This window comes from Bradyrhizobium sp. 22 (assembly GCF_000482425.1).
Classification (GTDB): domain Bacteria; phylum Pseudomonadota; class Alphaproteobacteria; order Rhizobiales; family Xanthobacteraceae; genus Bradyrhizobium; species Bradyrhizobium japonicum_B.
Genome location: NZ_KI519399.1, coordinates 4,095,513 through 4,119,086, shown reverse-complemented (window position 1 = coordinate 4,119,086; position 23,574 = coordinate 4,095,513). Strand labels below are relative to the sequence as shown.

General features: G+C 66.3%; 23 protein-coding genes. 5 read left to right on the top strand and 18 right to left on the bottom strand.

Annotated elements, in window-relative coordinates; translation table 11 throughout:
- Positions 1–98: 98 nt before the first annotated feature.
- The 3 genes from K410_RS0120965 to K410_RS0120955 form a co-directional block, all read right to left on the bottom strand.
- Positions 99–2,348 (bottom strand): CHASE3 domain-containing protein, encoded by a 2,250-nt coding sequence (locus tag K410_RS0120965; RefSeq protein WP_028136691.1) that lies wholly within the window; start codon positions 2,346–2,348, stop codon positions 99–101.
- A complete protein-coding gene (locus tag K410_RS0120960; RefSeq protein WP_028136690.1) occupies positions 2,345–2,761 on the bottom strand; it encodes a response regulator in 417 nt (138 codons plus the stop codon). The genes K410_RS0120965 and K410_RS0120960 overlap by 4 nt, the downstream gene beginning before the upstream one ends.
- Before the next feature lie 243 nt (positions 2,762–3,004).
- Positions 3,005–3,664, bottom strand: coding sequence for a BA14K family protein (locus K410_RS0120955; RefSeq protein WP_028136689.1), 660 nt, complete (start codon positions 3,662–3,664; stop codon positions 3,005–3,007).
- A 241-nt stretch (positions 3,665–3,905) separates the two neighbouring features.
- Between K410_RS0120955 and K410_RS0120950 the strand changes: the two genes are divergently transcribed.
- Positions 3,906–4,313 (top strand): NADH:ubiquinone oxidoreductase subunit NDUFA12, encoded by a 408-nt coding sequence (locus K410_RS0120950; RefSeq protein ID WP_028136688.1) that lies wholly within the window; start codon positions 3,906–3,908, stop codon positions 4,311–4,313.
- A 492-nt stretch (positions 4,314–4,805) separates the two neighbouring features.
- Here the strand turns inward: K410_RS0120950 and K410_RS0120945 are convergent, their stop codons facing one another.
- A complete protein-coding gene (locus tag K410_RS0120945) occupies positions 4,806–5,492 on the bottom strand; it encodes a DJ-1/PfpI family protein (RefSeq protein ID WP_028136687.1) in 687 nt (228 codons plus the stop codon).
- 94 nt (positions 5,493–5,586) lie between these two features.
- On the opposite strand from K410_RS0120945, the gene K410_RS0120940 reads away from it, so the two are divergent.
- Entirely contained in the window at positions 5,587–6,525 is a 939-nt protein-coding gene (locus K410_RS0120940) for a GlxA family transcriptional regulator (RefSeq protein WP_028136686.1), read from the top strand.
- Positions 6,526–6,588: 63 nt separating this feature from the next.
- Here K410_RS0120940 and K410_RS0120935 read toward each other — a convergent pair whose 3' ends face one another.
- The 3 genes from K410_RS0120935 to lipP1 all read right to left on the bottom strand — a co-directional run bounded on the left by K410_RS0120935 (position 6,589) and on the right by lipP1 (position 8,936).
- Positions 6,589–6,843, bottom strand: coding sequence for a PepSY domain-containing protein (locus K410_RS0120935; RefSeq protein WP_028136685.1), 255 nt, complete (start codon positions 6,841–6,843; stop codon positions 6,589–6,591).
- A gap of 124 nt (positions 6,844–6,967) precedes the next feature.
- Positions 6,968–7,975, bottom strand: a complete 1,008-nt coding sequence (locus K410_RS0120930) for a hypothetical protein (RefSeq protein WP_028136684.1) — start codon at positions 7,973–7,975, stop codon at positions 6,968–6,970.
- A gap of 13 nt (positions 7,976–7,988) precedes the next feature.
- Positions 7,989–8,936 (bottom strand): LipP1 family hormone-sensitive lipase, encoded by a 948-nt coding sequence (gene lipP1, locus K410_RS0120925; protein WP_028136683.1) that lies wholly within the window; start codon positions 8,934–8,936, stop codon positions 7,989–7,991.
- Positions 8,937–9,139: 203 nt separating this feature from the next.
- Here lipP1 and K410_RS0120920 point away from each other — a divergent pair, with 203 nt between their 5' ends.
- The gene (locus K410_RS0120920) at positions 9,140–10,165 is read left to right on the top strand and encodes a DUF2155 domain-containing protein (protein ID WP_028136682.1); all 1,026 of its coding nucleotides are present in this window, start codon (positions 9,140–9,142) and stop codon (positions 10,163–10,165) included.
- A gap of 59 nt (positions 10,166–10,224) precedes the next feature.
- Here K410_RS0120920 and aat read toward each other — a convergent pair whose 3' ends face one another.
- The 10 genes from aat to K410_RS0120870 all read right to left on the bottom strand — a co-directional run bounded on the left by aat (position 10,225) and on the right by K410_RS0120870 (position 20,133).
- Positions 10,225–10,905, bottom strand: a complete 681-nt coding sequence (gene aat / locus K410_RS0120915; protein WP_028136681.1) for a leucyl/phenylalanyl-tRNA--protein transferase — start codon at positions 10,903–10,905, stop codon at positions 10,225–10,227.
- A 60-nt stretch (positions 10,906–10,965) separates the two neighbouring features.
- Positions 10,966–12,069: a sensor histidine kinase gene (locus tag K410_RS0120910; protein ID WP_028136680.1), complete on the bottom strand. Its 1,104-nt coding sequence runs from the start codon at positions 12,067–12,069 to the stop codon at positions 10,966–10,968.
- A complete protein-coding gene (locus K410_RS0120905; protein ID WP_028136679.1) occupies positions 12,066–12,506 on the bottom strand; it encodes a response regulator in 441 nt (146 codons plus the stop codon). The genes K410_RS0120910 and K410_RS0120905 overlap by 4 nt, the downstream gene beginning before the upstream one ends.
- The gene (locus K410_RS0120900; protein WP_028136678.1) at positions 12,503–14,029 is read right to left on the bottom strand and encodes a sensor histidine kinase; all 1,527 of its coding nucleotides are present in this window, start codon (positions 14,027–14,029) and stop codon (positions 12,503–12,505) included. Before K410_RS0120900 ends, K410_RS0120905 begins: the two co-directional genes overlap by 4 nt.
- Before the next feature lie 104 nt (positions 14,030–14,133).
- Positions 14,134–15,492 carry an acetyl-CoA carboxylase biotin carboxylase subunit gene (gene accC / locus K410_RS0120895; protein ID WP_028136677.1) on the bottom strand — a complete coding sequence of 453 codons (1,359 nt, stop codon included), beginning with the start codon at positions 15,490–15,492 and terminating at the stop codon, positions 14,134–14,136.
- An 80-nt stretch (positions 15,493–15,572) separates the two neighbouring features.
- Complete coding sequence (gene accB, locus K410_RS0120890; RefSeq protein ID WP_028136676.1) at positions 15,573–16,061, bottom strand: acetyl-CoA carboxylase biotin carboxyl carrier protein; 489 nt, start codon at positions 16,059–16,061, stop codon at positions 15,573–15,575.
- A 37-nt stretch (positions 16,062–16,098) separates the two neighbouring features.
- On the bottom strand, positions 16,099–16,566 hold the full coding sequence (gene aroQ / locus K410_RS0120885) for a type II 3-dehydroquinate dehydratase (protein ID WP_028136675.1): 468 nt from the start codon (positions 16,564–16,566) through the stop codon (positions 16,099–16,101).
- 227 nt (positions 16,567–16,793) lie between these two features.
- The gene (locus K410_RS0120880; protein ID WP_028136674.1) at positions 16,794–17,645 is read right to left on the bottom strand and encodes a DUF1236 domain-containing protein; all 852 of its coding nucleotides are present in this window, start codon (positions 17,643–17,645) and stop codon (positions 16,794–16,796) included.
- Between the two features lie 213 nt (positions 17,646–17,858).
- On the bottom strand, positions 17,859–18,626 hold the full coding sequence (locus K410_RS0120875) for a DsbA family protein (protein WP_028136673.1): 768 nt from the start codon (positions 18,624–18,626) through the stop codon (positions 17,859–17,861).
- Between the two features lie 109 nt (positions 18,627–18,735).
- Positions 18,736–20,133: a M48 family metalloprotease gene (locus K410_RS0120870; RefSeq protein WP_028136672.1), complete on the bottom strand. Its 1,398-nt coding sequence runs from the start codon at positions 20,131–20,133 to the stop codon at positions 18,736–18,738.
- Positions 20,134–20,322: 189 nt separating this feature from the next.
- Here K410_RS0120870 and K410_RS0120865 point away from each other — a divergent pair, with 189 nt between their 5' ends.
- Positions 20,323–21,510 (top strand): pyridoxal phosphate-dependent aminotransferase, encoded by a 1,188-nt coding sequence (locus K410_RS0120865; RefSeq protein ID WP_028136671.1) that lies wholly within the window; start codon positions 20,323–20,325, stop codon positions 21,508–21,510.
- Between the two features lie 92 nt (positions 21,511–21,602).
- Complete coding sequence (locus K410_RS0120860; RefSeq protein WP_028136670.1) at positions 21,603–22,160, top strand: biotin transporter BioY; 558 nt, start codon at positions 21,603–21,605, stop codon at positions 22,158–22,160.
- 164 nt (positions 22,161–22,324) lie between these two features.
- Here K410_RS0120860 and K410_RS0120855 read toward each other — a convergent pair whose 3' ends face one another.
- The gene (locus tag K410_RS0120855; RefSeq protein WP_028136669.1) at positions 22,325–23,557 is read right to left on the bottom strand and encodes an NAD(P)/FAD-dependent oxidoreductase; all 1,233 of its coding nucleotides are present in this window, start codon (positions 23,555–23,557) and stop codon (positions 22,325–22,327) included.
- Positions 23,558–23,574: the final 17 nt, after the last annotated feature.

Below are 23,574 nucleotides of genomic sequence, written 5' to 3'. Positions count from 1 at the left end.
CATTTGTGAAGTCGATAGTTGGAGCGCCGGGTCCATGCTTTTGGGCGACCGCCAAAGTTTCCGGCGTCGATCCTGCGTGCCAGCGATCATCCAGACGATCAGACTTGTCCGCTGCCCAGCGCCTTCCGGATCATCTCCGCGAGCTGGTTGCGCCGGTAGGGCTTGGTCAGCAGCATCACGCCGTCGTCGAGCTTGCCGTGATGGACGATGGCGTTGTCGGTGTAGCCGGAGGTGTAGAGCACCTTCACACCCGGCCGCAGCTTGGCCACCTCCTCGGCGAGCTCGCGGCCGCTCATGCCGCCGGGGATGACGACGTCGGTGAAGAGCAGGTCGAAGGTCTGGCCGGCCGTGATCAGGTCCAGCGCGGTCTTGCCGTCGGGCGCGGCGATGGTCTTGTAGCCGAGGCTCGTGAGCTGCGCGGTGACGAAATTGCGCACCAGCGGATCGTCCTCGACGACGAAGATGGTCTCGGCGCCGCCCTCGGCCGGCGCCGCGGCGGCGACCGCGACCTCCGCGGTGCCTTCGCCCGGCGGCAGATAGAGCTTGATCGTGGTGCCGTGGCCTTCCTCGCTGTAGATCTTGATGTGGCCGCCGGACTGCTTGACGAAGCCGTAGACCATGGAGAGGCCCAGGCCGGATCCCTTGCCGACCTCCTTGGTGGTGAAGAAGGGCTCGAACGCCTTGTGCTGGGTCTCCACGGACATGCCGGTACCGGTGTCGCTGACCGCGAGCATGATGTAGGGGCCGGCGGTCACGTCCGCATGGGCCTGCGCATAGGCCTCGTCCAGCACGACGCGGTGGGTCTCCAGCAGCAGCTTGCCGCCGTTCGGCATGGCGTCGCGCGCGTTGATGGCCATGTTGAGCACGGCATTGGTGAGCCGGGACGGATCGATATGCGCGGTCATCGGCCCCTGTTCCAGCACGGTCTCGATCTGGATCTGTTCGCCGAGGGTGGGGCGCAGCAGCTTGGCGATGTCCGCGATCGCGGCGTTGATCTCGACGTTGCGCGGCTGCAGCGGCTGCCGGCGCGCAAAGGCGAGCAGATGCTGGATCAGCTCGGCGCAGCGCTCGGCCGCATCGTCGATCAGCCGCGCCACGCGCTGCAGCTCGGGCTGCTGCTTCAGGCTTTCCACCAGCGTCTCGGTGTTGCCGGAGATCACGGTCAGCATGTTGTTGAAGTCGTGCGCGACGCCGCCGGTCAGCTTGCCGATCGCATCCAGCTTCTGCGACTGGTACAGCTGCCGCTCGGTCTCGCGCGACATGGTGGCGTCGTGATAGACCAGCACCGCGCCGGAGATCTCGCCGTGCCCGTCCAGCATCGGCCGGCCGCTGACCATGAGATGGCGGGGCGGATTGCCGCTGTGCGGCCGGACGATCATCTCCAGGTCCTCGAACTTCTCGCCCCGCAGCACGCGGACCGAAGGCAGCTCGTCGGCCTGCATCGGCGTGACGCCGTCGCCGTTGAAGACGTCCGACAGCGCGCGCAGATTGCTCAGGTTCATGCCGGTGCGATGCAGCAGCATGCGCTCCGCGGCCGGATTGGACAGCAGCACGTTGCCGTCGGCATCGATCACCAGCACCGCCTCCGCCATGCTGTCGAACGTGCTTTGCAGCACGTTGACCGACAGGCGCAGCTCGTCATGCGCGGTGACCAGATGCTCGGTACGCTCGGCCACCGCCGCTTCGAGCGCCTGCTTGGCAGCTTGCGTCTGTTCGAGCGAGGTCTGGAGCTGGCCCGTGGCGCGCCGGCTCTCGCGCATCACCAAAGCGACCAGCAGCAGGATCAGCACGGCGCCCGCGACATCGATGCCGAGCAGCACGACGCCCGTGCGGCGCGAATCCTGGGAGCGCGCGGCGAGCAGGCGTTCCTCCTCCGCGCTCAATCGGTCGAGGTTGGCCATCACCGTGTCCATGAGGCCGCGGCCCTCGGCCCTGCCGTTGAGCGCGGCAATGCCGGCCTGGTCGTTCGCCGCGCGCAGCCGCATCGCCTCGGCCGCGATCTCGACCCGGCGCAGCGCCAGCGGTTCGGTGCCCTCCAGCAGCGCGACCTGATCGGGATTGTCGCGCACGCCGCGCTTGAGGTCGGCCAGCGCCGGCGCGATCTGGGCCTGTACCGCCTGGAACTCGGCGCTGAAGCCCGGGGTGCGGTACAGCTCGTAGCCGCGCGCGGCGCTCTCGGCGCGGCGCAACAGCACGCGCAGATCGGAGATCTTCTTCTGGACGTGCACCGTCTGGTTGACCCGCGCAGCATCCGAGCGCGACTTCACGTCGAGGGCGATCGAGGCCGCGGTGATGATCAGGAGGATGGCAAGTCCGGCACCCAGAATGACGCGCTGCGTTGGAATCAAGGGGCTTCTTTCTTGTCCTTCGGCTGCGCGCTCTCGCTTGCGAGGCATTCCCGGATCGTGGTCAGCAACGCGTCCGGCGTGAACGGTTTGCGCAGGCAGCGCGTCGCGCCGAGCTCCAGCGCCATGCGGAGGAAATCGGGAGAGGGCGAGGCGGATGACGCGAAGGCGTAACCGGACATCGCGATCAGCGGAGTTGCCGGTGCGCGCTCGTGAAAGATGCGGATCGACTCAAAGCCGCGCATGTGCGGCATGAAGATGTCGACCAGCATCACGTCGAAGGTCTGCGTTTCCAGCGCAGCCAGTCCAGTTTCACCACCGTCGGTCAGCGTGACGTCGAAGCCCTGACGTTGGAGGAGGACCTCGATGGTCGCGCCGACCATCGGATCGTCATCAACCACGAGAATACGCGGCATGACACTTCCCAGTAGATCGAAGTCCCCACTAGGATTGGTGATATCCGCGAATCGTGTGTCGGGTCAATTTTGGATTGGGTCCGGGTAGATATGCACGGTTGGGTGCATACAGGTCCATCTACATGCAATTGTACATCATCGCCGGCGATGGGCTCGCCGCAGGCGACATCACGAAGATGTGCCCGATGCACGGAAAAGGCGTCGCAATGCTGCGACGCCTTCCGTTACGCGTGGCTCGACTGGTTACGGGCAGGGATGCCGCCGGCCGTCATAACCGAGATAGGTGCCCGAAGCCGGGTCATACGACTTGAAGCGCTGCGCGCAATAGGCTGAGGAATCGCCGCCGCCAGGGACCACCGCGACCGTCGGTTCGTCATAATAGCTGTCGTAGTAATAGGGGTCGCTGTAATAGCCATAGTTGCTGCCGTAATAGGCGTATGAGCCCAGGCCGCCGATCGCCGCGCCAGCCGCGAAGCCCGGCCAGAAGCCGCCGCGACGGTGGTGATGATGGTGCCGTCCTCCGCTCCAATGACTACCGCCGCTCCAGCTGCCACCGCGGTTTTGCCAGGTGCCGCCGTTGGCGGCTGCGAAGTTGCGGGCTGCGCCACCGGTGAAGGACGTGCCGCCGCTTGGACGAACCGCTGCACCGGCCGCGAAACTGTCGCCGCCTGAACGTGCCGCGGCACCTGCAGCGAAACCGCCGCCACCGCCGTGCATCGCGGCACCGCCGCCCATCCGGGCTCCGCCGCCACCGCCGCCGATATGCGCTCCGCCGCCGCCACCGCCGACATGTACGCCGGCACCGCCGGCACCTGCGGCGCGATCCTGGGCGAAGCCCGGTGTGGTCATGGGTAGAACGAGCGCCAGCGTCGCAGCTGCGCTCAAAACTCTCAGATTGTTCATGGTAAACTCCTTTCCCGGAAAGCAAACCCTATGAAAGAGCAGTGGTTCCTGGGATCACGTCGGTTTGCGCGGGAAGGGAGTCTCGCGCACGGCCGCTGTACCCGGCATGAACGGATCGCGTCCGATTTGCGGCGATGCATGGGTCGCCGCTGCGCACGTGCCCAGGCAGCACCGCGCCGCCGAACTGGACATTTCGCCGGCCGGATGGCATCAGGGCCCGACGAAGCAGGGCCCTTGCCGCATGAAACAATTCTTCCTCAAGTTCTTCACCTGGTGGAACGGCCAGACCTTTGGCACCCAACTCTGGACCAAAAGGTACGGGGAGCTGGTCGGCCAGGACGAGCAGGGCAATCTCTACTATCGCACCCGCGGCGGGGCGATCGATCCGACCCTGGGCTTCGAGCGGCGCTGGGTGGTCTATAACGGCTATGCCGAAGCGAGCCGGATCCCGCCGTCCTGGCACGGCTGGATTCATCACGTCGTCGATGTGCCGCCGACCGAGGCCAATTATCAGCCGCGCGAGTGGGAGAAGCCGCACCAGCCGAATCTCACCGGCACGGCCAAGGCCTATCGTCCCTCGGGATCGACCCTCGCCAGCGGCAAGCGTCCGAAGGCGACCGGCGACTATCAGCCCTGGACCCCTGGCTAGTCCTTCAGCCCGCGATCTTCATCGATCAATTGGATGCACCCGCATCCGCCTCACGCCGCTGTGGACAACGGGAACAGCGGGGATGGCGTCTGCGCGGACGTTGCAGCCGCGCCAGCGATGCGGCTCAATGAGCCCATCTTACGGAGATGGGAGACCATTGCGTTCGGTTCGGGCAACAGTTCGCGACTGTCCCGAGATGCAGCGGCCGCCGAGGAAGGACTCGATCGGGAGATAGGCCCCCGGTCTGGAAGCTCCGACATCGCCCGATGTGAATGTGCAGCCGCCGTAAGACAGGAAAGGCCGCTTGGGAAACCGAGCGGCCTTTTTCTTTGAGGAGATCTCGTGCCCCGGACGCAGCGCAGCGTCGTTTCGACGGTGCGCTGCAGAGACGGGGCCTATGTTGCCGCAGACAGTGTGGCTTGCTGGATCCCGGCTCTGCGCAGCAGCGCTACGCGCTGCGGCGCGTCCGGGACGCGGGGGCATCGACGCGTGCTACACGACCCGCTCGGCGGCGCGCTTCACTGCCTCCAGCCGCCGCGCGTGGTTTTGCGCGCCGCGCTCGCGGAGCAGGGCCATCACTTCGGCTGGCGCCGTATCGGGCGAGCCGGAATTGAACGGCGGAGCCGGGTTGTATTCCATCTGGAGCTGGATCGCTTGCGCGGTGGTGCGATCGATCAGGATCGACACCAGCGTCAGCGCGAAATCGATGCCGGCGGTGACGCCGCCGCCGGTGATGCGGTTGCGGTCGATGCAGACGCGCGTCTTTGTTGGCGTCGCGCCGAACTGGCCGAGCATCTCCATCGCGCTCCAATGGGTCGCGGCGCGGTAGCCCTTGAGCAGGCCGGCGGCGCCGAGCGCCAGCGATCCCGTGCAGACGGAGGTGACGTATTTTGCGCCTACGGCCTGCCGGCGCAGGAAGTCGAGCACCTCGTCATCGCCCAGCAGGTCGTTGGTGCCGCCGCCGCCGGGCACGCAGATCACGTCGAGCTGCGGGCAGTCGGCGAATGTCGTGGTCGGCGTCAGCGTCAGCACGGAATCGCTCGGCACCGGCTCGATCCGCTTCCAGATCAAATGCAGCTTTGCGCCGGGCACCATGGAAAACACCTGCAAGGGGCCGGTGAAGTCGAGCTGGGTCACGCGCGGGAATATCAGAAGTCCGATCTGGAGCGGGGAAGACATCGGCGGATCCTCCTAAGAAGAGCTTGACGAACAGAGATTGGCATGCTGCCGTCGTGTCCGAAATGGCATAATTCCCACTATTTCGGACAGAGCTATGATCGGCATCCTGATTTTCCCGGATTTCCAGCTGCTCGATGCGGCCGGCCCGATCTCGGTGTTCGAGGTCGCGGCCCGCTGCGCCGGCAAGCCGCTTGCGCTGCGGGTGCTGGCGCTGAACGCGGGAGCGGTGCGCAGCTCGTCAGGCGTCGAGATGATGGCGCGCGAATTCAAGTCGGCGAATGCGATCACCACGCTGGTGATCGCGGGCGGCGTCGGCGTTGCGGATGCTGCGCGCTGCGAGGCCACGCGCGCCTTCGTGCAGCGGCTGGCGCGGCGCGGCGTGCGGGTCGCGAGCGTCTGCTCGGGCGCCTATGTGCTGGCAGAAGCGGGTCTTCTCGACGGCCGCCGCGCCACCACGCATTGGGGGCGGACGCGCGACTTCGTCGCGCGCTATCCGAAGGTGAAGTTCGAGCCCGACCAGATCTTCACCCGCGACGGCAATGTCTGGACCTCGGCCGGCATCACCGCGGGCATCGACCTCGCGCTCGCGATGGTCACCGAGGACCATGGCGAGGAGATCGCGCGGGCCGCGGCGCGCCAGCTCGTGCTCTATCATCGCCGCAGCGGCGGCCAGTCGCAGTTTTCCTCGCTGCTGGAGCTGAAGGCGCCGAACGGCCGCTTCGGTGCGCTGTTGTCCTGGGCACGTGAAAATCTCGACGCGCCGCTGACGGTGGAGGATCTCGCCGACCGCGCCGGCATGAGCGCGCGGCATTTCGCCCGCGCCTTCGCCGCCGAGACCGGCACGACGCCATCCAAGGCGATCGAGCGGCTCCGGCTCGAGGTCGCACGCGAGCGCGTGCAGTCCTCGCGCGAGGGCATCGAGCGCGTCGCGGAGGCGACCGGCTTTCGCGATCCCGAGCGCATGCGCCGCGCCTTCATCCGGGCCTTCGGCCAGCCGCCGCAGGCGCTGCGGCGTGCGGCGCGGGCGGGGTAGGGCGTGTACTCTTGAACTCGGTGCGCCCCGCGGAGTCGCGACGTCCACATCGAGCAGAGATGCCTAACGATCCGGCTTTTCGCTCACGATGGCGCCGGACTTGGGGTCGGCATGGAATTCCATCTTCTGTCCGTTCTTGACGCCTTCGCCCTCCCATCGGCCGTCGTCGGCTTCAAGCTTGGTCACCTGCGAATAGCCGGATTCCATGACCTTGGCCTTGACTTGCTCCATCGGCATCCAGTCAGGTCCGGGTTGATCTGCTCTTGCTGCCGAGGCCATGGCGAGCGAGCCGAGAACCAGGATTGTGGCAAACTTCATCGCGAACCTCCTTGCGGTGAGAGGCTTCAACGGGATCGCCGAATTGAGGTTCCTCGACTGCGGCGGTGCAAATGAGGGAACGGCCGTGGCTCACCTCGACATCTCCGAATCGATGAGGGCATTCTTATGGGGTGCCCTTTGCCGGCACGCGGCGGGATGAATCTGCGCGCGCGGTCAGGCGCCGTGCGATCGGCATCAGGATGTACGGCGCAAGATGGATGGGAAACTGCGTCAGCGCGAAATAGAGCCAGGTCGTCGTCGGCAATGCGCCGGCCGTTGCCGCCAGCATCAGGCCGAGATTGCGCTGTGACACCATCAGTCCCAGTGCCAGCGCGCGCTCGGTGCCGACGCGGCGGAACAGCAGCGTGGTGACGGCGAGGAGGGTGAAGTAGATCGCGAAGGACAGGGCTGCGAGGCTGACGGTGAACAGCGGCTGTGCCAGGAGGTCGTTCACGACGTCGCCCATGATCGCCGCAGCGAAGATGAAGAGGATGATGATGTTGAGACCGTCGATCGGCGTCTTGTAACGCTGGATCGCCTCTTTGCCGAAGATCCACCGGATGGCGGTCGCGGCCAGCAGCGATGCGGCGAGGATGCCCAGCAGTTTCAGGCCGAGTGTGAGCGGCGTGATGCTGAGCATGTCGCCGAGGAAGAGGCCGGCGAACAGCGAGGCCGTGAAGGGCACCAGCGCGGTCGAGGTCACCAGCGTGATCAGCACGAGCGTGGCATCGAGCCCCATCAGCGCGGCGAGGGCCGGCGAGGCCATCATCGGCGAGGCCATGCTCTGCAGCATCAATGCGAGCGACAGCCCGGGCGCGCGAGCCGTGAGGCCGGTTGCATGCGCGATTAGGCCGACGATCAGCGGCACGCCGATCGTGGTCCAGGCCGTGGCGGTCGCAACCAGCGCCGGTCGGCGCAGATGGCTGTAGAGCGCGGCCACATCGACCCGCATGAAGGAGATGCAGAGCAGGCAGAGGATCGCCTCGGTGAGATAGGGACGCAGCAATGCGCCGAGCGGCGGCACCGCGGCTGCGATGAACACGATGGCGGCGACCCCGCGCGTGCCCTGGCTGCCCAGCCAGCTCAGGACGCGCAGCGGCAGGGCGGCGATGGTTTGGAGCGGAGAAGCCATGCGGAACGGCGTTTCAGCCCAGTCCCTTCAGCCACGCGCCGACCTCGCCGACGGCAACATTGGCCTCTCGCAACAGCTTGCCCATGGTGAAGAAGCCGTGGAATTGGCCGGGATAATGCCTGGTCGTCACGGGCACGCCGGCCTGCTCGAGGCGCACGGCATATTCGTTGCCTTCGTCGCGCAAGGGATCGGCGCCGGCGGTCAGCACATAGGCCGGCGGCAAGCCGGCCAGGCTTGGCGCGCGCGCAGGCGACGCGCGCCAGTCGTGGATGTCGGCGGCGCCGTTGAGATAATGGTCGCGGAACCAGCGGATCACCGAATGCGTCAGCAGCACGCTGGTCTCGGGCTCGCTGTGGGAGCCGTGCGTCATGGCGAAATCGGTGGCGGGATAGATCAGCACCTGGCCCGCAAGCGCAGGGCCGCCAGCGTCGCGCGCGGCGAGCGCGACGACTGCGGTAAGATTGCCGCCGGCGCTGTCGCCCCCGATCGAGAGCCGCGACGCGTCGATGCCGAGCTCGCGCGCGTTGGCGGCAATCCATTGGGTCGCGGCCACCGCGTCCTCGGTGGCGGCGGGAAATTTGTGCTCGGGCGCAAGGCGGTAGTCGACCGAGATCACGATCAGCGCGCCTTCGACCGCGAGCTGACGGCAGACGACGTCGTGGGAGTCGAGATCGCCGATCACCCAGCCGCCGCCGTGGAAGAACACCAGGGCCGGCGACAGGCTCTCGTGCCGGCGCGGCTCCTTGGGAACGTAGAGACGGGCGGGAATCGCGCCGTGCGGGGCCGGGATCGAGAGCGAAGCGACGCGGGCAAGCTCGGGTGCATCAGGGTTGGTGGCAAAGCGCGCCTGCGCATAATAGGCGCGGGCCTCCGGCGCGGTCAGGGTCTCGTAGGCCGGGCGGCCGGCGTCCTGGAAAGCCCTGTAGACGGCGGCGGCATCGGGATCGAGCACAACGGGCATGGGGCGACCTCGGGGTTTCCAGTCTGGTTGGATGTCGTTTGGGGGGCGATGCCGGCCCCGCGCCCCTGGGAGGGGCTGACTGACTATCCCATTCGGGACCCGGTCTGGCCAGATGGGGCCGGGAAGGGCAGGGATGCCGCCCTTCCGCCGCCTTATTCGCCGTGTTAACCGGATGGCCTGCGAGCGGCGGTAACCCCTATAGAATGTCCAACAAGCCCGATTCGCTGTTGAAGCCGCGCGAGATGTTTCGAACCATTACCCTGACAGGTCTTGCGGCGCTTTTGGCCGCCACCGCACTGACGGTTGCGACGCCGGCTCAGGCCCAAATCGGCACGATCTTTTCCGATCCGCCGCCGCTGCGGCCGCCCGGCACCATTCCGCGCGGCCAGCCGCAGCCGCAGCAGATCCCCGACGACGACGAGGAGGTGCCGGAGCTGCCGCCCCAGGGCCGCGTGCTGCCGTCGCGTCCGATGCCGCCGCCGCCGGGCCGGCAGGGGAACGTGATGCCGGGGCCGGTCGAAACCCAACCGCTGGCGCCGCCGCCAGGCTCCACCGTGGCTCCGCCGAACCAGCCGCCCTCCGCGGCGATCACACCGCCCGGCGCGCCGGGTGCGCCCGGCCAGCGCCAGCCGCAGCAGAAGGGCGCTCCAGGCGCCGTGCCGCAGACCCCGGCAAGTCTCCAGCCGGGCGACGAGGTCGTTACCGAGCCGCCGGCGCAGAAGATCGTGAACAAGAAGGCGACCTTCTCCGGCCTCGACAAGATCACCGGCCGCATCATCAATTTCGACGAGGAGATCGGCGAGACCGTCCAGTTCGGCGCGCTCAGGGTCAAGACCGACGCCTGTTACACGCGGCCGGCGACGGAGGCCACCAACACCGATGCCTTCGTCGAGGTCGACGAGATCACCTTGCAGGGCGAGGTGAAGCGGATCTTCTCCGGCTGGATGTACGCGGCAAGCCCGGGCCTGCACGGCGTCGAGCATCCGATCTACGACATCTGGCTCACCGACTGCAAAGAGCCGCAGCAGACCATTGCGACGGCGGCGCCGGATCCGGCGGCCAAGCCGCCGCCACCGCCGCCCGCACAGAAGAAGGCTGCGCCGAAGCAGGTGCAGCAGCGTCCACCGCAACCTCTGCCGCCGATCCAGCAGCAGCAACCGGCGCCACCGCCACCCCCGCCGCCGGAGCAGCGGCCGGGCCTGTTCGGGATTCCCGGGTTTGGCCGCTAGGCCATGGTCGACCTCTCCCGTCGGGAGAGGTGAAGCATCAGCGCTTAGCTGATCGGGTCCTATTGCCTTGAAGCGATGATCTCGAGTGCGCGCGCGCCCGGGATGGCCTCGCCGGGTGAGAGTCTGAGGAAATCGCCGGGCTCGCCGGCCAGCGCCTTGTCGAGCAGCGCGGTGTAGCGCCGCCGTGAGATCTCGACCGCGCCAAAACTCTTCAGGTGCTCGGTGACGTACTGAGTGTCGAGCAGCTCGAAGCCGCCATGAATGAGCCGCGCGACCAGATGCACCAGCGCGACCTTCGAGGCGTCGCGCGCGGTGTGAAACATGCTCTCGCCGAAGAAGGCCCGCCCCAGGCTGACGCCGTACAGCCCGCCGACGAGATCATCGCCCTGCCAGGCTTCGACGCTGTGGCAATGGCCGAGCTGGTATAGGCCGCCATAGAGGTCACGGATGCGCTTGTTGATCCAGGTGTCCTCGCGCCCGGCCTGCGGCGCGGCGCAGCCCGCGATCGTTGCCTTGAACGCGGTGTTGACGGTGACGCGAAACACGTCCGAGCGCACCGTGCGCGCAAGCCGCGAGGCGACGCGAAATCCGTCGAGCGGGATGACGCCGCGAAATTCCGGCTCGACCCAGAACAGGGTCGGATCGTCGGCACTTTCCGCCATCGGAAAGATGCCGCAGGCATAGGCGCGCAGCAGCACGGCCGGGGTGATTTCAGACGGAGCGGAGTCGCGCGAAGTCATGGTTCGCGATGATAGCAGGATCGCGAGGCCGTTGCGATGGGGCGCAACGGCAGCGCGAGGTCAGCCGGCGGCAGCGGTGCTGGTCTTGCCCGGGCTTGCGGGCACGCGGGCGAACTTCAGCACGACCCGGGTTCCGGAATGCGCGGGATCGCGCTCGACCGAGGCGTCGAGCTTGGCGGCCATGGCCGCGACGATGCGCTGGCCCATGCCGGTGGAGCGCGGATCGGCCTTGACGGCGTCACCGACGCCGTTGTCGGCGATCGACAGCAGGAGATCGTCGCCTTGCGCGGTCAGATCGACATGGATCGGGCCGGCGCCGTCGGGATAGGCGTATTTCACGGCGTTCATCACCAGCTCGTTGACGATGATGCCGACGGCGACCGCGCGGTCCGGATCGATCTCGATCGGCTCGGCCTTCAGGGTCAGGCGCGACATCCGGTTGCCTTCGGCCGAGCGGCGGAGATCCTCGAGCAGGGACTCCAGATACTGGTTCAGCACCACGCTCTTGAGGTCCTGCGAGGTGTAGAGGCGCCGGTGCACTTGCGCGACCGCGGCGACACGGCCCATGGCGTTGGTCAGCGCTGCCTTGACCTCGTCCTGCGCGGCCGAGCTTGCCTGAAGGTGCAGCAGGGAGGCGATGATCTGGAGCGAGTTGCCGACGCGATGATTGACCTCGCGCAGCAGCAGCTCGCGTTCGGCGGCAAGAGCTGCGTAGCGGTCGCGCGAGGCATGGATCTCGGCTTCGGCTTCCTCGCGCGCCTTCTGCAATTCAGCCTGACGCAGCGCGCCCTCGGCCGCGACGTGGAGCAGGGGGATGAAATCGCCGGTGACGTCCTTGACGAGATAATCGGACGCGCCGGCCTTCAGCGCGGTGACGGCGATGCTGGAATCCTGCGAGGCCGTGACGAACACGACGGGCGGAGCGTCCGGGATCGCCATGATCTGCTCGAGCGTCTCCAGCCCGTCGAGACCCGGCATGTACTGGTCGAGCGCGACCACGTCGATGCCGCCCTCGGCGCCAGCGCGGCGGATGCGCTCCAGGCCCTCCTCGCCGCTCGCGGCATGGACGACCCTGTAGCCGCGCCGCGTCAGGCCGCGTTCGACCAGGTGCGCCAGCGCACGGTCGTCGTCGATGTAGAGCAGGGTTGGCGTGCGCTGGTTCATGGGGCGGCGGGCGGGACCTGGATGACCGAGAAGAACAGGCCGAGCTGCCGGATGGCATTGGCGAAATTCTCGTAGTTGACGGGCTTGGTGATGTACACGTTGCAGCCGAGCTCATAGCAGCGCTTGATTTCCTGGGAATCGTCGGTGGTGGTCAGGACCACCACGGGCGAAGCCTTCAGATATTTGTTTTCCTTGATCTGCCGGAGGATGTCGATCCCGGTCATGTCGGGCAGGTTGAGATCGAGCAGGATCAGAAGCGCATTGCCCTTCTGCACGAGGCCGCTGCCGTCGGCGCCGAACAGGTGCTGCATCGCATCGGTGCCGTTGGTGAAGGAGACGATCTCGTTGTTGACGCCCGAGCGGCGGATGTTGCGCTCGATCAGGCGGGCGTGTCCCTCGTCGTCCTCGATCATGATGATGGTGACAGGCTGGGTCATCGATCTCTGTTCCGGTTGTTCACGTTCCAGGCGATCGGCAGCGTGATCGTGAAGGTGCTGCCCGCGTTCAGTTCCGATGATACCGACATGGTGCCGCCGAGGCGACGCACAAGTGCACGCACATGCGCAAGACCAATGCCCTGGCCGGGCTTGTCCTGGGTTCCGGCGCGGCGGAACAGGTCGAATATCCGCTGGTGATCCTTCGGGTCGATCCCCCGGCCGTTGTCGCTGATCTCGAAGATAGCGTAGCCGAGCTTGGTCCGCCCGCGAATTCTGATCTCTCCGGGCACGCCGGGCTTGAGATATTTGATGGCATTGTCGATCAGATTGGAGAAAATCTGTTCGAGCGCGAGCCGGTCGCTCACGACATTCGGCAGCGGCTCGACATGAATCTGGGCCTGCGCCTCGTCCGCCTGGTGGGCCAGCGTGGTCACAATGGCCTCGATCAGCTCGCGTGTGTCGATCTTGACCGGCTGGAATTCGCGGCGGCCCTCGCGGGTGAGGTTGAGGATCGCCGAGATCAGCCGGTCCATCTTGGCGATCGAAGACTTGATGAAGCCGAGCGCTTCGGAGAAGTCCTCGGACAGCTGCTTGTCGGCGCCTTCGAGCGCGATCTCGCCAGGGCCGGCGGGCGCCAGCGGCGCACCGTCGGCAGAGACATGGGCGAGGCTGCCGATGCGGCGGAAGATGTCGCCGCCGAGCTCTTCCAGCTCGCTGGTGAAGCCCATGATGTTGACGAGCGGCGAGCGCAGGTCGTGGCTGACGATATAGGCAAAACGCTGGATCTCGTCGTTGGCTTCGCGCAGGTCCGCTGTGCGCTCGTCGACGATGGATTCCAGATTGACGTTGGCGTCGCGCAGGCGCGCTTCGGCCTCGTCACGGGCGCGGGCCGAGCGCCGCACCAGCCAGGTCGAGATCATGGCCAGCAGCACGACGAGGCCGGAGCCGATGCCGGTCATCGATGCGGCCAGGGTCTGGCTGCGGTCGGAGTTGGCGGTGCGGAGCCGAAACAGCCGCTCCTCCTCGCGGATCATCGCATTGGCCTGGTTGGTGATCGTGGTCGTGGTGTTGCCGCGGGCGGCCTCGCGGACGAGCTCCGTGGCGCGGTCGAGCTGCCCCTGCTTGACGAGGCTCATCTCCCGCGAGAACTGGTCGAGCCGGGTCTCGATGGCCACGCTTAGCTTCTCGATGCTGTCGCGTTGCGCCGGATTGTCGCCGATCTGGCGCGTGAGCTTGTCGAGCGCCGGAATGATCGCGGCGACGGCTTTCTCGTGATCCGACTGGAAATCCGAACCTTGCGTCAGGAGAAAGCCGCGGGCGCTGCTCTCGGCACGGCGGATCTGGAGCAACAGGGCGTTGATCTGGCTCTGCGCCTCGATGGTGTGGAGCACCCATTTGCTGTCTTCCCGCGCCTCGTTGACGAGGTAGACGGAGCCGGCGCTGATCACGGTCAGCACCAGAAGACCCGCCGCGATCAGCAGGATCTGCCAAAAAGCCCGCCGTCGTTGCGCCTCGGCCGTCACGACGGCCTCACTCTATCACGTCTCGCGGAAGTCAAAACGCCCCCTTGGAACTGTCCCCGCGTCCAGAACGCAATCGGGGCCAAAAGGTTCCACGGCAAAGTGGATTATCGCGGGGCAGGTTCCATCTTGCCGGCCAGATACTGCTCCAGCCAGTGGATGTGGTAGTCGCCGTTGATGATATCGCCTTCGCGCACCAAAGCGCGGAACAGCGGCAGCGTGGTTTCGATGCCTTCCACCACCATCTCGTCCAGCGCCCGCCGGAGCCGCATCAGGCATTCTGCGCGGGTCTTGCCGTGCACGATCAGCTTGCCGACCAGGGAATCGTAATAGGGCGGGATCGTGTAGCCCTGGTAGACGGCGGAATCGATCCGTACCCCCAGCCCGCCCGGGGGATGGTATTGCAGGATGCGGCCGGGCGAGGGGCGGAAGGTCTGGGGATTTTCGGCGTTGATGCGGCACTCGATGGCGTGGCCGATGACCTGGACCTCTTCCTGCTTGGCCGGCAGGTCACCGCCGGCGGCGATGCGGATCTGCTCCAGCACGAGGTCGATGTCGGTAATGCTCTCGGTGACGGGATGCTCGACCTGGATTCGGGTGTTCATCTCGATGAAGTAGAATTCGCCGTCCTCGAACAGGAATTCGATGGTGCCGACGCCGAGATATTTCATCTCGCGCATTGCGCTGGCGCAGGTCTCGCCGATCTTGGCGCGCGCGGCGGCGGCGAGCACGGGTGAGGGGCCTTCCTCCCAGACCTTCTGGTGGCGGCGCTGCAGCGAGCAGTCGCGCTCGCCGAGATGGATCGCGCCACCGCGGCCGTCGCCGAGGATCTGGATTTCGATATGGCGCGGCTTCTGGAGGTATTTCTCCAGGTAGACCGAGGCATCGCCAAAGGCGGATTTGGCCTCGTTGGCCGCCGTCGACAGCGCCACCTGCAGATCCGCCTCGCTGTGGGCGACCTTCATGCCGCGGCCGCCGCCGCCGGCCGCCGCCTTCACCAGCACGGGAAAGCCGATCTCCCTTGCGATGGCCAGGGCGTCGTCGTCGGGGCCAACCGCGCCGTCTGAGCCGGGAACCACGGGAATGCCGAGCCTCTTGGCGGTCTTCTTGGCCTCGATCTTGTCGCCCATCAGGCGGATATGCTCGGCCTTGGGGCCGATGAAATGCAGATTGTGCTCGGCGAGGATCTCCGCGAAGCGCGCATTCTCCGACAGAAAGCCGTAGCCGGGATGCACGGCATCGGCGCCGGTGATCTCACAGGCCGCGAGCAGCGCGGGGACGTTGAGATAGCTGTCCTTGGACGCCGGCGGGCCGATGCAGACGCTCTCGTCCGACAGGCGCACATGCATGGCGTCGGCGTCGGCGGTGGAGTGCACGGCGACCGTCGCGATGCCGAGCTCCTTGCACGCCCTGAGGATGCGAAGGGCGATCTCGCCGCGATTGGCTATCAGGATCTTGTCGAACATGGTGCCTCAGGGGCGAATGGGGAATGGCGAATGGCGAATAGGGTGGAGCAGCTGGTCGCTACGCGCTATTCGCCACTGCCTCACTCGATGATGACGAGCGGCTCGCCGTACTCGACCGGCTGGCCGTCCTCGACCAGGATCTGCGTCACCGTGCCGGCGCGCGGCGAGGGGATCTGGTTCATGGTCTTCATGGCTTCGATGATCAGCAGCGTCTGTCCGACCGAGACCTTGCTGCCGACCTCGATGAACGGCTTGGCGCCGGGCTCGGGCGCCCAATACGCGGTGCCGACCATCGGCGAGCTGACCGCGCCGGGATGCTTCGACAGGTCGGGCCCGGCGGCGGCCGTCGCGGCGGGGACACCCGGCAGGGCGGCGGGAGCCGCAGCCATCGGCACCGGCATGGTCGCAGCCACGCTGATATTGCGGGCGACGCGCAGGCGCAGGCCCGCGCGCTCGATCTCGATCTCGCTGAGGCTGGTCTCATCGAGCAGGAGCGCGAGCTCGCGGACGAGCGCGGAATCCTCGCTGGAAAACTTTGCGGCTGCTTTGTCGTCTGGCTGGCGCGCCATGTTGTTTGATCCGAATGTTCTGTTTGATGAGGGAGCTTCAGGCTTTGGGCTTGATGGCAAGCTTGGCGGCGAGGCCCTGGATGGCGAGGCGGTAGCCCTCGATGCCGAAACCGCAGAGCGATGCGAAGGCCGCGCGTGCCGTGTAGGAGTGATGACGAAAGCTCTCGCGGGCGTGGATGTTGGTCACATGCACCTCGACCGTCGGGATCTGAACCGCGAGCAGCGCGTCGTGCAGCGCGATCGAGGTGTGGGAATAGCCGCCGGCATTGACGATGATGCCCTTCATCTTGCGCCGGTGCGCCTCGTGGATGAAGTCGATCAGCTCGCCCTCGCGGTTGGACTGCCGGCAATCGGCCTTGAGGCCGAACGTCGCCGCCGTTTCCCGGCACAGCGCCTCGACGTCGGCCAGCGTCGCATGGCCATACTTCTCCGGCTCGCGCGTCCCCAACATGTTGAGGTTCGGCCCGTTCAGGACAAGGATCGTGTCGGTTGCGGGTTCTGCCATTCCAATCCCGGAAGAGGTGCTTCGGCGTGGCGGGGTTATAGGTAACAAAGCGTCCCAGGGGAAGCCTTGAAGGACCTTCGAGGGGCCCTCAGGTACCTCATCCTGGCTGCAAAAATCTGTGCGGAAGCTACGGAAATTGCTTGTTAACCAGCCCGAACCATGGCTGCCGGCAACCGCAAAGGGGGCGGGCATTGCTGCCCGCCCCCTGCGGCTGCCGGTGATCCGGCTTAGACGTTCAGGACCGCCACGATTTCGTAGGTGTCCGGATTGATGATCACGATCTCTTCCTTGACCAGGATGTACTTGTAGGTCCGCCACTCCGGATAGATCGACACGACCCGGGACGGCAAGGTGTGGAAGGTAATGCCCTCGCGCGGCACGCGGGTGCCGACCGAGATCGAGAAGTTCACGTTGGTCACCGGGGTCACCCGCTGCTCGCGGATCACCGAGGTGATCTGGGTCCGCTGCTCGGTCGAAAGCTTCGCGGCGGCGCCCGCCTGGCCGACCGTGGTCGAGGTCGAGCTCTGGCCCTGGGCGTTCTGGTTGGTGCTGGTGCCGGTCTGGCCCTGAGCATTCTGGTTGGTGCTCGTGCCGGTACCCTTCTGGGTCTCGGCGTTGTTGGTCGAGGTGCCGCTCTTGCTGCCCTCAGCCTTCATATCCTTGTCCTTGCCGGACTTGGTGGTGTCCTGGCTCATGCTCTTGGACTTGTCCTGGGACTTGTCCATCTGGCCCTGCGCGCGATCGTCGGTGCGCTGGCCCTTGGTGCCGGCCTTGTCTTCGGCGTTCTTGTTCATCGCGCCGCCCGAGGAACGCTCGTCCTTCATCGCGCCGGACTTGTCTTCGGACTTCATGGAGCTGGAGCCGCCGGACTGGCCGACAGTGCCCTTGTCATGGCTCATGGAATCGCGGCCCATCGAGCCGCCGCGCTCAGCGGCGCCGCCGGAAGGCTGCGACTGCTGCATCTGTGCGCCACCGGCGCCACCACCGCTGTCGCGGCCCATGGTGCCCTGTGCGTTGGCGAGACCGGTGCCCGCGACGAGTGCGGCTGCGGCAACTGAGATCATGAAGCGGTTCAACATCGAAATTCTCCTCACGTGTTTCTTTGCGTCATTGCCCGCGCCGACAACGAAAGGAGATTTGAGTTGTTCCGGAACTTCGTCTGTTCCGCGGCATTTGTTTGTTGAACGCCAGATGAATGACTTTGCGCGAAGACGCCAATGTTCGGCGCAAGAAGAAAGGCCGGCTTTTCCAGCCGGCCTTGTCGCGTTTTCCGAATATCGAAAAACCTGTGATCAGCAGGTTGCCTTGCCGCAGCGGGCGATGCCGATCTTTTCCCTGAGGCTTTCGACGCCGACGGCGCCGATCACGATCTGCTTGCCGATGACGTAGCTCGGCGTGCCGTTCATGCCCATCGCTTCGGCGAGCTTGAAGTTCTCCTCGATGGTGGCGCGCACCTCGGGGCTGCCGATGTCCTTCTCGATCCTGGCGGTGTCGAGGCCGGCTTCCTTGGCCGCCTGAAGCGCGCGCGCCTTGTCGGCGGCGCCGCGGCCGGTGAGCAGCCTCTGGTGGAAGTCGAGATATTTCTTGCCGGTGGGATCCTGCATGCGCACGGCGACCGCGACCTGCGCCGCTTCGACCGAGCCCTGGCTCAGCACAGGAAACTCCTTCAGCACGACCTTCAGCTTCGGATCGCTCTTCATGATGGTCAGCATGTCGTCCATCGCGCGCTTGCAATAGCCGCAATTGTAGTCGAAGAACTCGACGAACGTGACGTCGCCGTCCTTGTTGCCGAGCACGACCTGTCGCGGCGAGTTGAAGATCGCCTCGGCGTTCTGCGCGACGCTCGCTTCATGCTTTTTCGTTTCGGCCGCGGCCTGACGTTTGCTGAGCTCGGCCATGGCCTCCTCGAGCACCTCGGGATGGCTCACGAGATAGTTCTTGATGATCTTCTCGATCTCGGTGCGCTGCGGGTCGGAGAAGCTGTCGGCAGCGGCCGGCGCGACTGCGCCGAACATGGCGAGCGCAAACAGCGCGGGAGCAAGCGAACGCAGCGAAGGCATAGGCAAATCCTCTTATCCAAAGCAGGTTTCGGGAAACGTCCCGGCGGCGTCAAAGCTCGGTGTCGTGACGTCGTGGTGCAAGGCGTCTTCAGGTTTGGCGTCGTTCTCGTCAGTTGCGCGGCGGCTTGGCCGCCACGATGTCGTCGGCCTTGACCCATCCAGGCGTGCCGATGGCAAAACGGGTTTTCGCGCGCGTGGCGAGCTCGCGGGCGGTCTTGTTGTCGCCGCGCAAGTAAGCGGCCTGGGCCGATGCGAGATCCGCCTCGGCATAATCTCCCTTCCGGCCATAGGCCATCGCGAGCTGGCTGTAACCGAGGATGGCCTCGGGCTCCCGCGCCACCGCGGCGCGGAGAATCCGAACGGCGTCGTCGGTGTAGGCCTTATTATCGGTTCCAACCAGAGCCTGCCCAAGTAACATCTCGATGAGGGGTGAGTTGTTCGAGAGTGCGGCAGCCTTGCGCAGGGGCGCGATGGCCTCGGCGGCCTTGCCGCTTTCCAGCAAGGCCTGGCCGCGCACCTCGTAGAAGTACGGATTGTTCGGCTGAACCTGGATCAGCGCATCGATCTGGGCGAGGGCGCTGCGCAAGTCCCCGTGCAGATAGGTGCTGATGGCACGGGCATAGCGCGCCGGCATGCTGTCGTTCGAGAGCGGATAGCGGCGGTACACCGTCTCCGGCCGCTCCATGAAGGCGGATATCTTGGCGCGAACCATGTCGTGGCGAAGCTGAAGCGCGGGATCGTCCTTCTTGCTCCAATAGGGGCTGGAGCTTGCGAACTCCTGCAGGGCGGCAACGCGCTCGGCCGGCATCGGATGCGACTGGAGATAGGGGTCGGCGCCGCGCGCGGCGAACAGGCTCTCGCTGGTGAAGCGCTTGAAGGTCTCGTACATGCCCTTCGGCGATTGCTGGGTCGCGGTCAGGAATCGCACGCCGGCGCGGTCGGCGTTCTCCTCCTGCTGGCGCTGATAGGACAACAGCGACCGGCGGATCACCTCCTGGGGAGCGGACATCGCGGCGGCGCCGACATTGGCGAGCCCGTTGTTGCCGGTGCCGCGCTGGGTGCTGCCCGCGGCGATCGCGCCGGCGCCGAGCAGCATCGCGATGATCATCTGGGTCTGGGCGGCGGCGAGCTGCTCGCGCAGCTTGGACAGATGGCCGCCCGCCAGATGCCCGGTCTCGTGCGCGAGCACGCCGATGATCTGGTTCGGCGTCTCCGATTGAAGGATCGCGCCGTAATTGACGAAGATGCGGCGGCCATCGGCGACGAACGCGTTGAACGAGCCGTCGTTGAGGATCACCATCTGGATGTTCTGCTTCTCCAGACCCGCGGCGCGCAGGATCGGGCGCGTATATTCGCGCAGCAGCTGCTCGGTCTCGGTGTCGCGCAGGACCGGTGGCCCCTTGGCTTGCGCGTGCGCTGTGGAGAACGGCGTCAGCGCGATCGCCGCGGCCGTGACGAGGGCGGTGAGGGCGGAAGCCTTCTTGCGCAATGCGATCTGGAGCGACATCAAACGGTCTTGGATCAACGGTCTGGAAAGCAGTTTCGTGATGGGTTTGGCGATTGGCGGCGGACCGGATACGCGATATGCCCTTGTGAGCCGTTCCCCTTATGAGCCGCACAATGCGGCCAGTCTGGGGCGCAAGCGCCCCGTTCCCGGGCCGGAGGCGCCGGCCCGCCAGCGAAATAGCAGAAATCGATGCACGATGCGACTTTAAGGAGCCGGTTGGGGCAGTGGCTCGAGCCCTCCCGCCGCAGCGATGTTCCCCCGTTCATGGTGATGGACGTCATGGCCGCGGCGGCCCGAATCGAGGCCGCCGGCGGCCATGTCATCCACATGGAGGTCGGCCAGCCCGCGGCCAGCGCGCCCAGGACGGCGATTGCCGCCGCCCATATGGCGCTCGAGACCGGGCGGATCGATTATACCTCCGCGCTCGGCATCCCCTCCTTGCGCGCGCGCATCGCACGCCATTATCGCGACGCCTATGGCTGCGACGTCAGCCCCGAGCGGATTGTGGTGACCACCGGCTCCTCGGGCGGGTTCATCCTGGCCTTCCTGTCGATGTTCGAGCCGGGCGACCGCGTCGCCGTGACGGTGCCGGGTTATCCGCCCTACCGGCATATCCTGACCGCGCTCGGTTGCGAGCCGGTGCTGATCGAGACCACGAACGAGACGCGCCATGCGCTCACCGGCGAGGCATTGCTCGCCGCCCATCGCAAGGCGCCGCTGAAGGGCGTGCTGGTCGGCAGCCCGGCCAACCCGACGGGGACGATGATGTCGCGCGAAGCGCTCGCCGGCCTGATGGCGGCCGCCGAAGACGCGGGCATCCGCTTCATCTCGGATGAGATCTATCATGGGCTCGATTATGCGTTCCCGGCCGTCACCGCAGCCGCGCTGTCCGAGCACGCACTCGTGATCAATTCGTTCTCGAAATATTTTTGCATGACGGGCTGGCGCGTCGGCTGGATGGTCGTGCCCGAAATCCTGGTGCGGCCGATCGAGCGGCTGCAGCAGAACCTGTCGATCTCGGTGCCGGCGCTGTCGCAGATCGCGGCAGAGGCCGCCTTCGACGGTGCGGCCGAGATGGAAGCGATCAAGCACGGCTATCAGGAAAACAGGCAGATTTTGATCGAGGGATTGCCGAAAGCGGGCCTCAGCAAATTCCTGCCGGCCGATGGTGCATTTTATCTCTATGCCGACGTCTCGGACTTCACCTCCGACAGTTTCGAGTTCGCCAAGCAGATGCTCGAGCAGGCACGCGTTGCGGCGACGCCCGGCCTCGATTTCGATCCCGTTCACGGCCGATCGTTCATTCGTTTTTCGTATGCACGCTCGCCGGGAGAGATGCGCGAGGCAGTTGACCGGATCGCTCACTGGCTTAAATAGCCGCCAGTTTTCGACCAGCTCCGGAGTTCATCTTGCCTGACCACCGATCCGTCCCGACTGCTGCTGCGCCACATTTTTCTCTCGCCGCATTGATGTGGCCGACCCGGCCCGGCGAAGCCGTCGGCGCAGTGCGTGCCGTCGTGCTGGTTGGGCTCGGCACCGCGTTGATGGCGCTGTCAGCCAAGGTCAGCCTGCCGCTGCCCTATGTGCCCATGACGTTGCAGACGCTGGTGGTGCTGATGATCGGCGCGGCCTATGGCTGGCGTCTTGGCAGCGCAACGATGATCGCCTACCTCGCCGAGGGCGCGCTTGGCGCGCCGGTCTTTGCCGGGCCGGTGGGTGGGATTGCGCCGCTGATTGGCCCGACCGCAGGCTATCTGTTCGGCTTCATTGCGGCCGCCTTCGTGACCGGCTGGCTCGCCGAGCGCGGCTGGGATCGCAGCGTGGCGCGGTTGTTTGCAGCCATGGCTGTTGGCCATGTCGTCATTCTGGCCGCCGGCTTCGGCTGGCTGGCGTTCGGCCTCGGGCTCGGCGCTGCGAAGGCCTGGCAGGTCGGCATCGTGCCGTTCGTGGCGGCTTCGCTGATCAAGAACTCGCTTGGCGCGACGTTGATGCCGGCGGCGCGCAGGCTGATCGAGCGCCGGCAATAAAGCGCGAAACCCTGATCGCCATCGTGCTCGCGCACGCGTCGGCTGACTCTGGCCGACCGCTGCCGCCAACGATGAGATCAAGGCGCTCGGCATCGCCCACATCCAGGGTAACGCTCGAAGTAACGGGGCTGGTCGATATGCTCGATCAGCCCTTTTCTTCGAGTCTAGAATCGCTCCGGCCGATAGGGCCGGGGATCGATCGCCGGCGTCTCGCCGCTCATGATCTCGGCGAGCAGGCGTCCGGTCGCGGGTCCCAGGGTAAATCCCTGATGGCCGTGGCCGAAATTCATCCATAGGCGGGGATGACGCGGAGCCTGCCCGAGCACCGGCAGCATGTCGGGGGTGCAGGGGCGGGTGCCGAACCACGGATCCGGCTCGACGCGTTGGCCGAGGTCGATCAGCTCGCGTGCGGAGCTTTCCGCGCTGGCGAGCTGCACGGGCGTGGCGAGGGCGTCCATGCCGGTCAATTCGGCGCCGGTGGTGATGCGGATTCCCTTCGCCATCGGCCCCATGGCGTAGCCGCCGCCCTTGTCGACCAGCGGCAGATCGAGCGAGGCGCCGCCGCTGTAATGCATGTGGTAGCCGCGCTTGCGGACCAGCGGAATGCGATAGCCGAACTTGTGCAGCAGATCGGGCGACCAGGGTCCGAGGGTCACGACGGCGTGGGCGGCGTCGAGGCGCCCCTGGTCCGTCGCGACCGACCAGCCGGTTGCGGTCTGCTGCAGCGACTGCGCGTCGCCGAGCACGATGGTGCCGCCGAGGCGCTCTAAAAGCTCGGCATAGGACGTGACCAGGGCGCCGGGATCGGACACGGTCCAGGTGTCGAGCCAATGGATCGCGCCGGGAAGATCGTCGCGCAGGATCGGCTCGGCCTTGGCGAGCTCGCTGCCGGACAGCACGCGAAAATTCACGCCGAACTCGCGCTGGTCTTCCTCCGCAGCCTTGATCGAGAGCTCCAGCTCCGCGGCGTTGCGGTACAGCGCCCGGTAGCCCGCGCGGCGGATCAGATTGTCGGCGTGAGCCTCGCGAACGAGGATGTCGTGTTCCGAAGTCGCGTAGGCGATCAGTCGCGCCCAGGCCTCGATCGCCTCGCGATGCCGTTTCGGCGCCGAATGCCACCAATAGCGGAGCAGGGGCTCGATATGGCGGTGAAGCGACGACAGGCTGTAGCGCACGTCGTTGGTGCGGCCTGTCGCGATCTTCAGCAGCGTCGCAAGGTCGCGCGGCATCGGATAGGGGCGGACCGCTTCGGCCTGGATCATCCCGGCATTGCCGTAGCTGGTCTCGCGACCGGGCTCCCTGCGATCGACGAGCGTGACGGTCCAGCCGCGCTGCTGCAGGTGCAGTGCGGCGCTCACACCGATCATGCCGCCGCCGAGAACCATTGCGCTTTGCATCGGAAGACTTCTCCTGT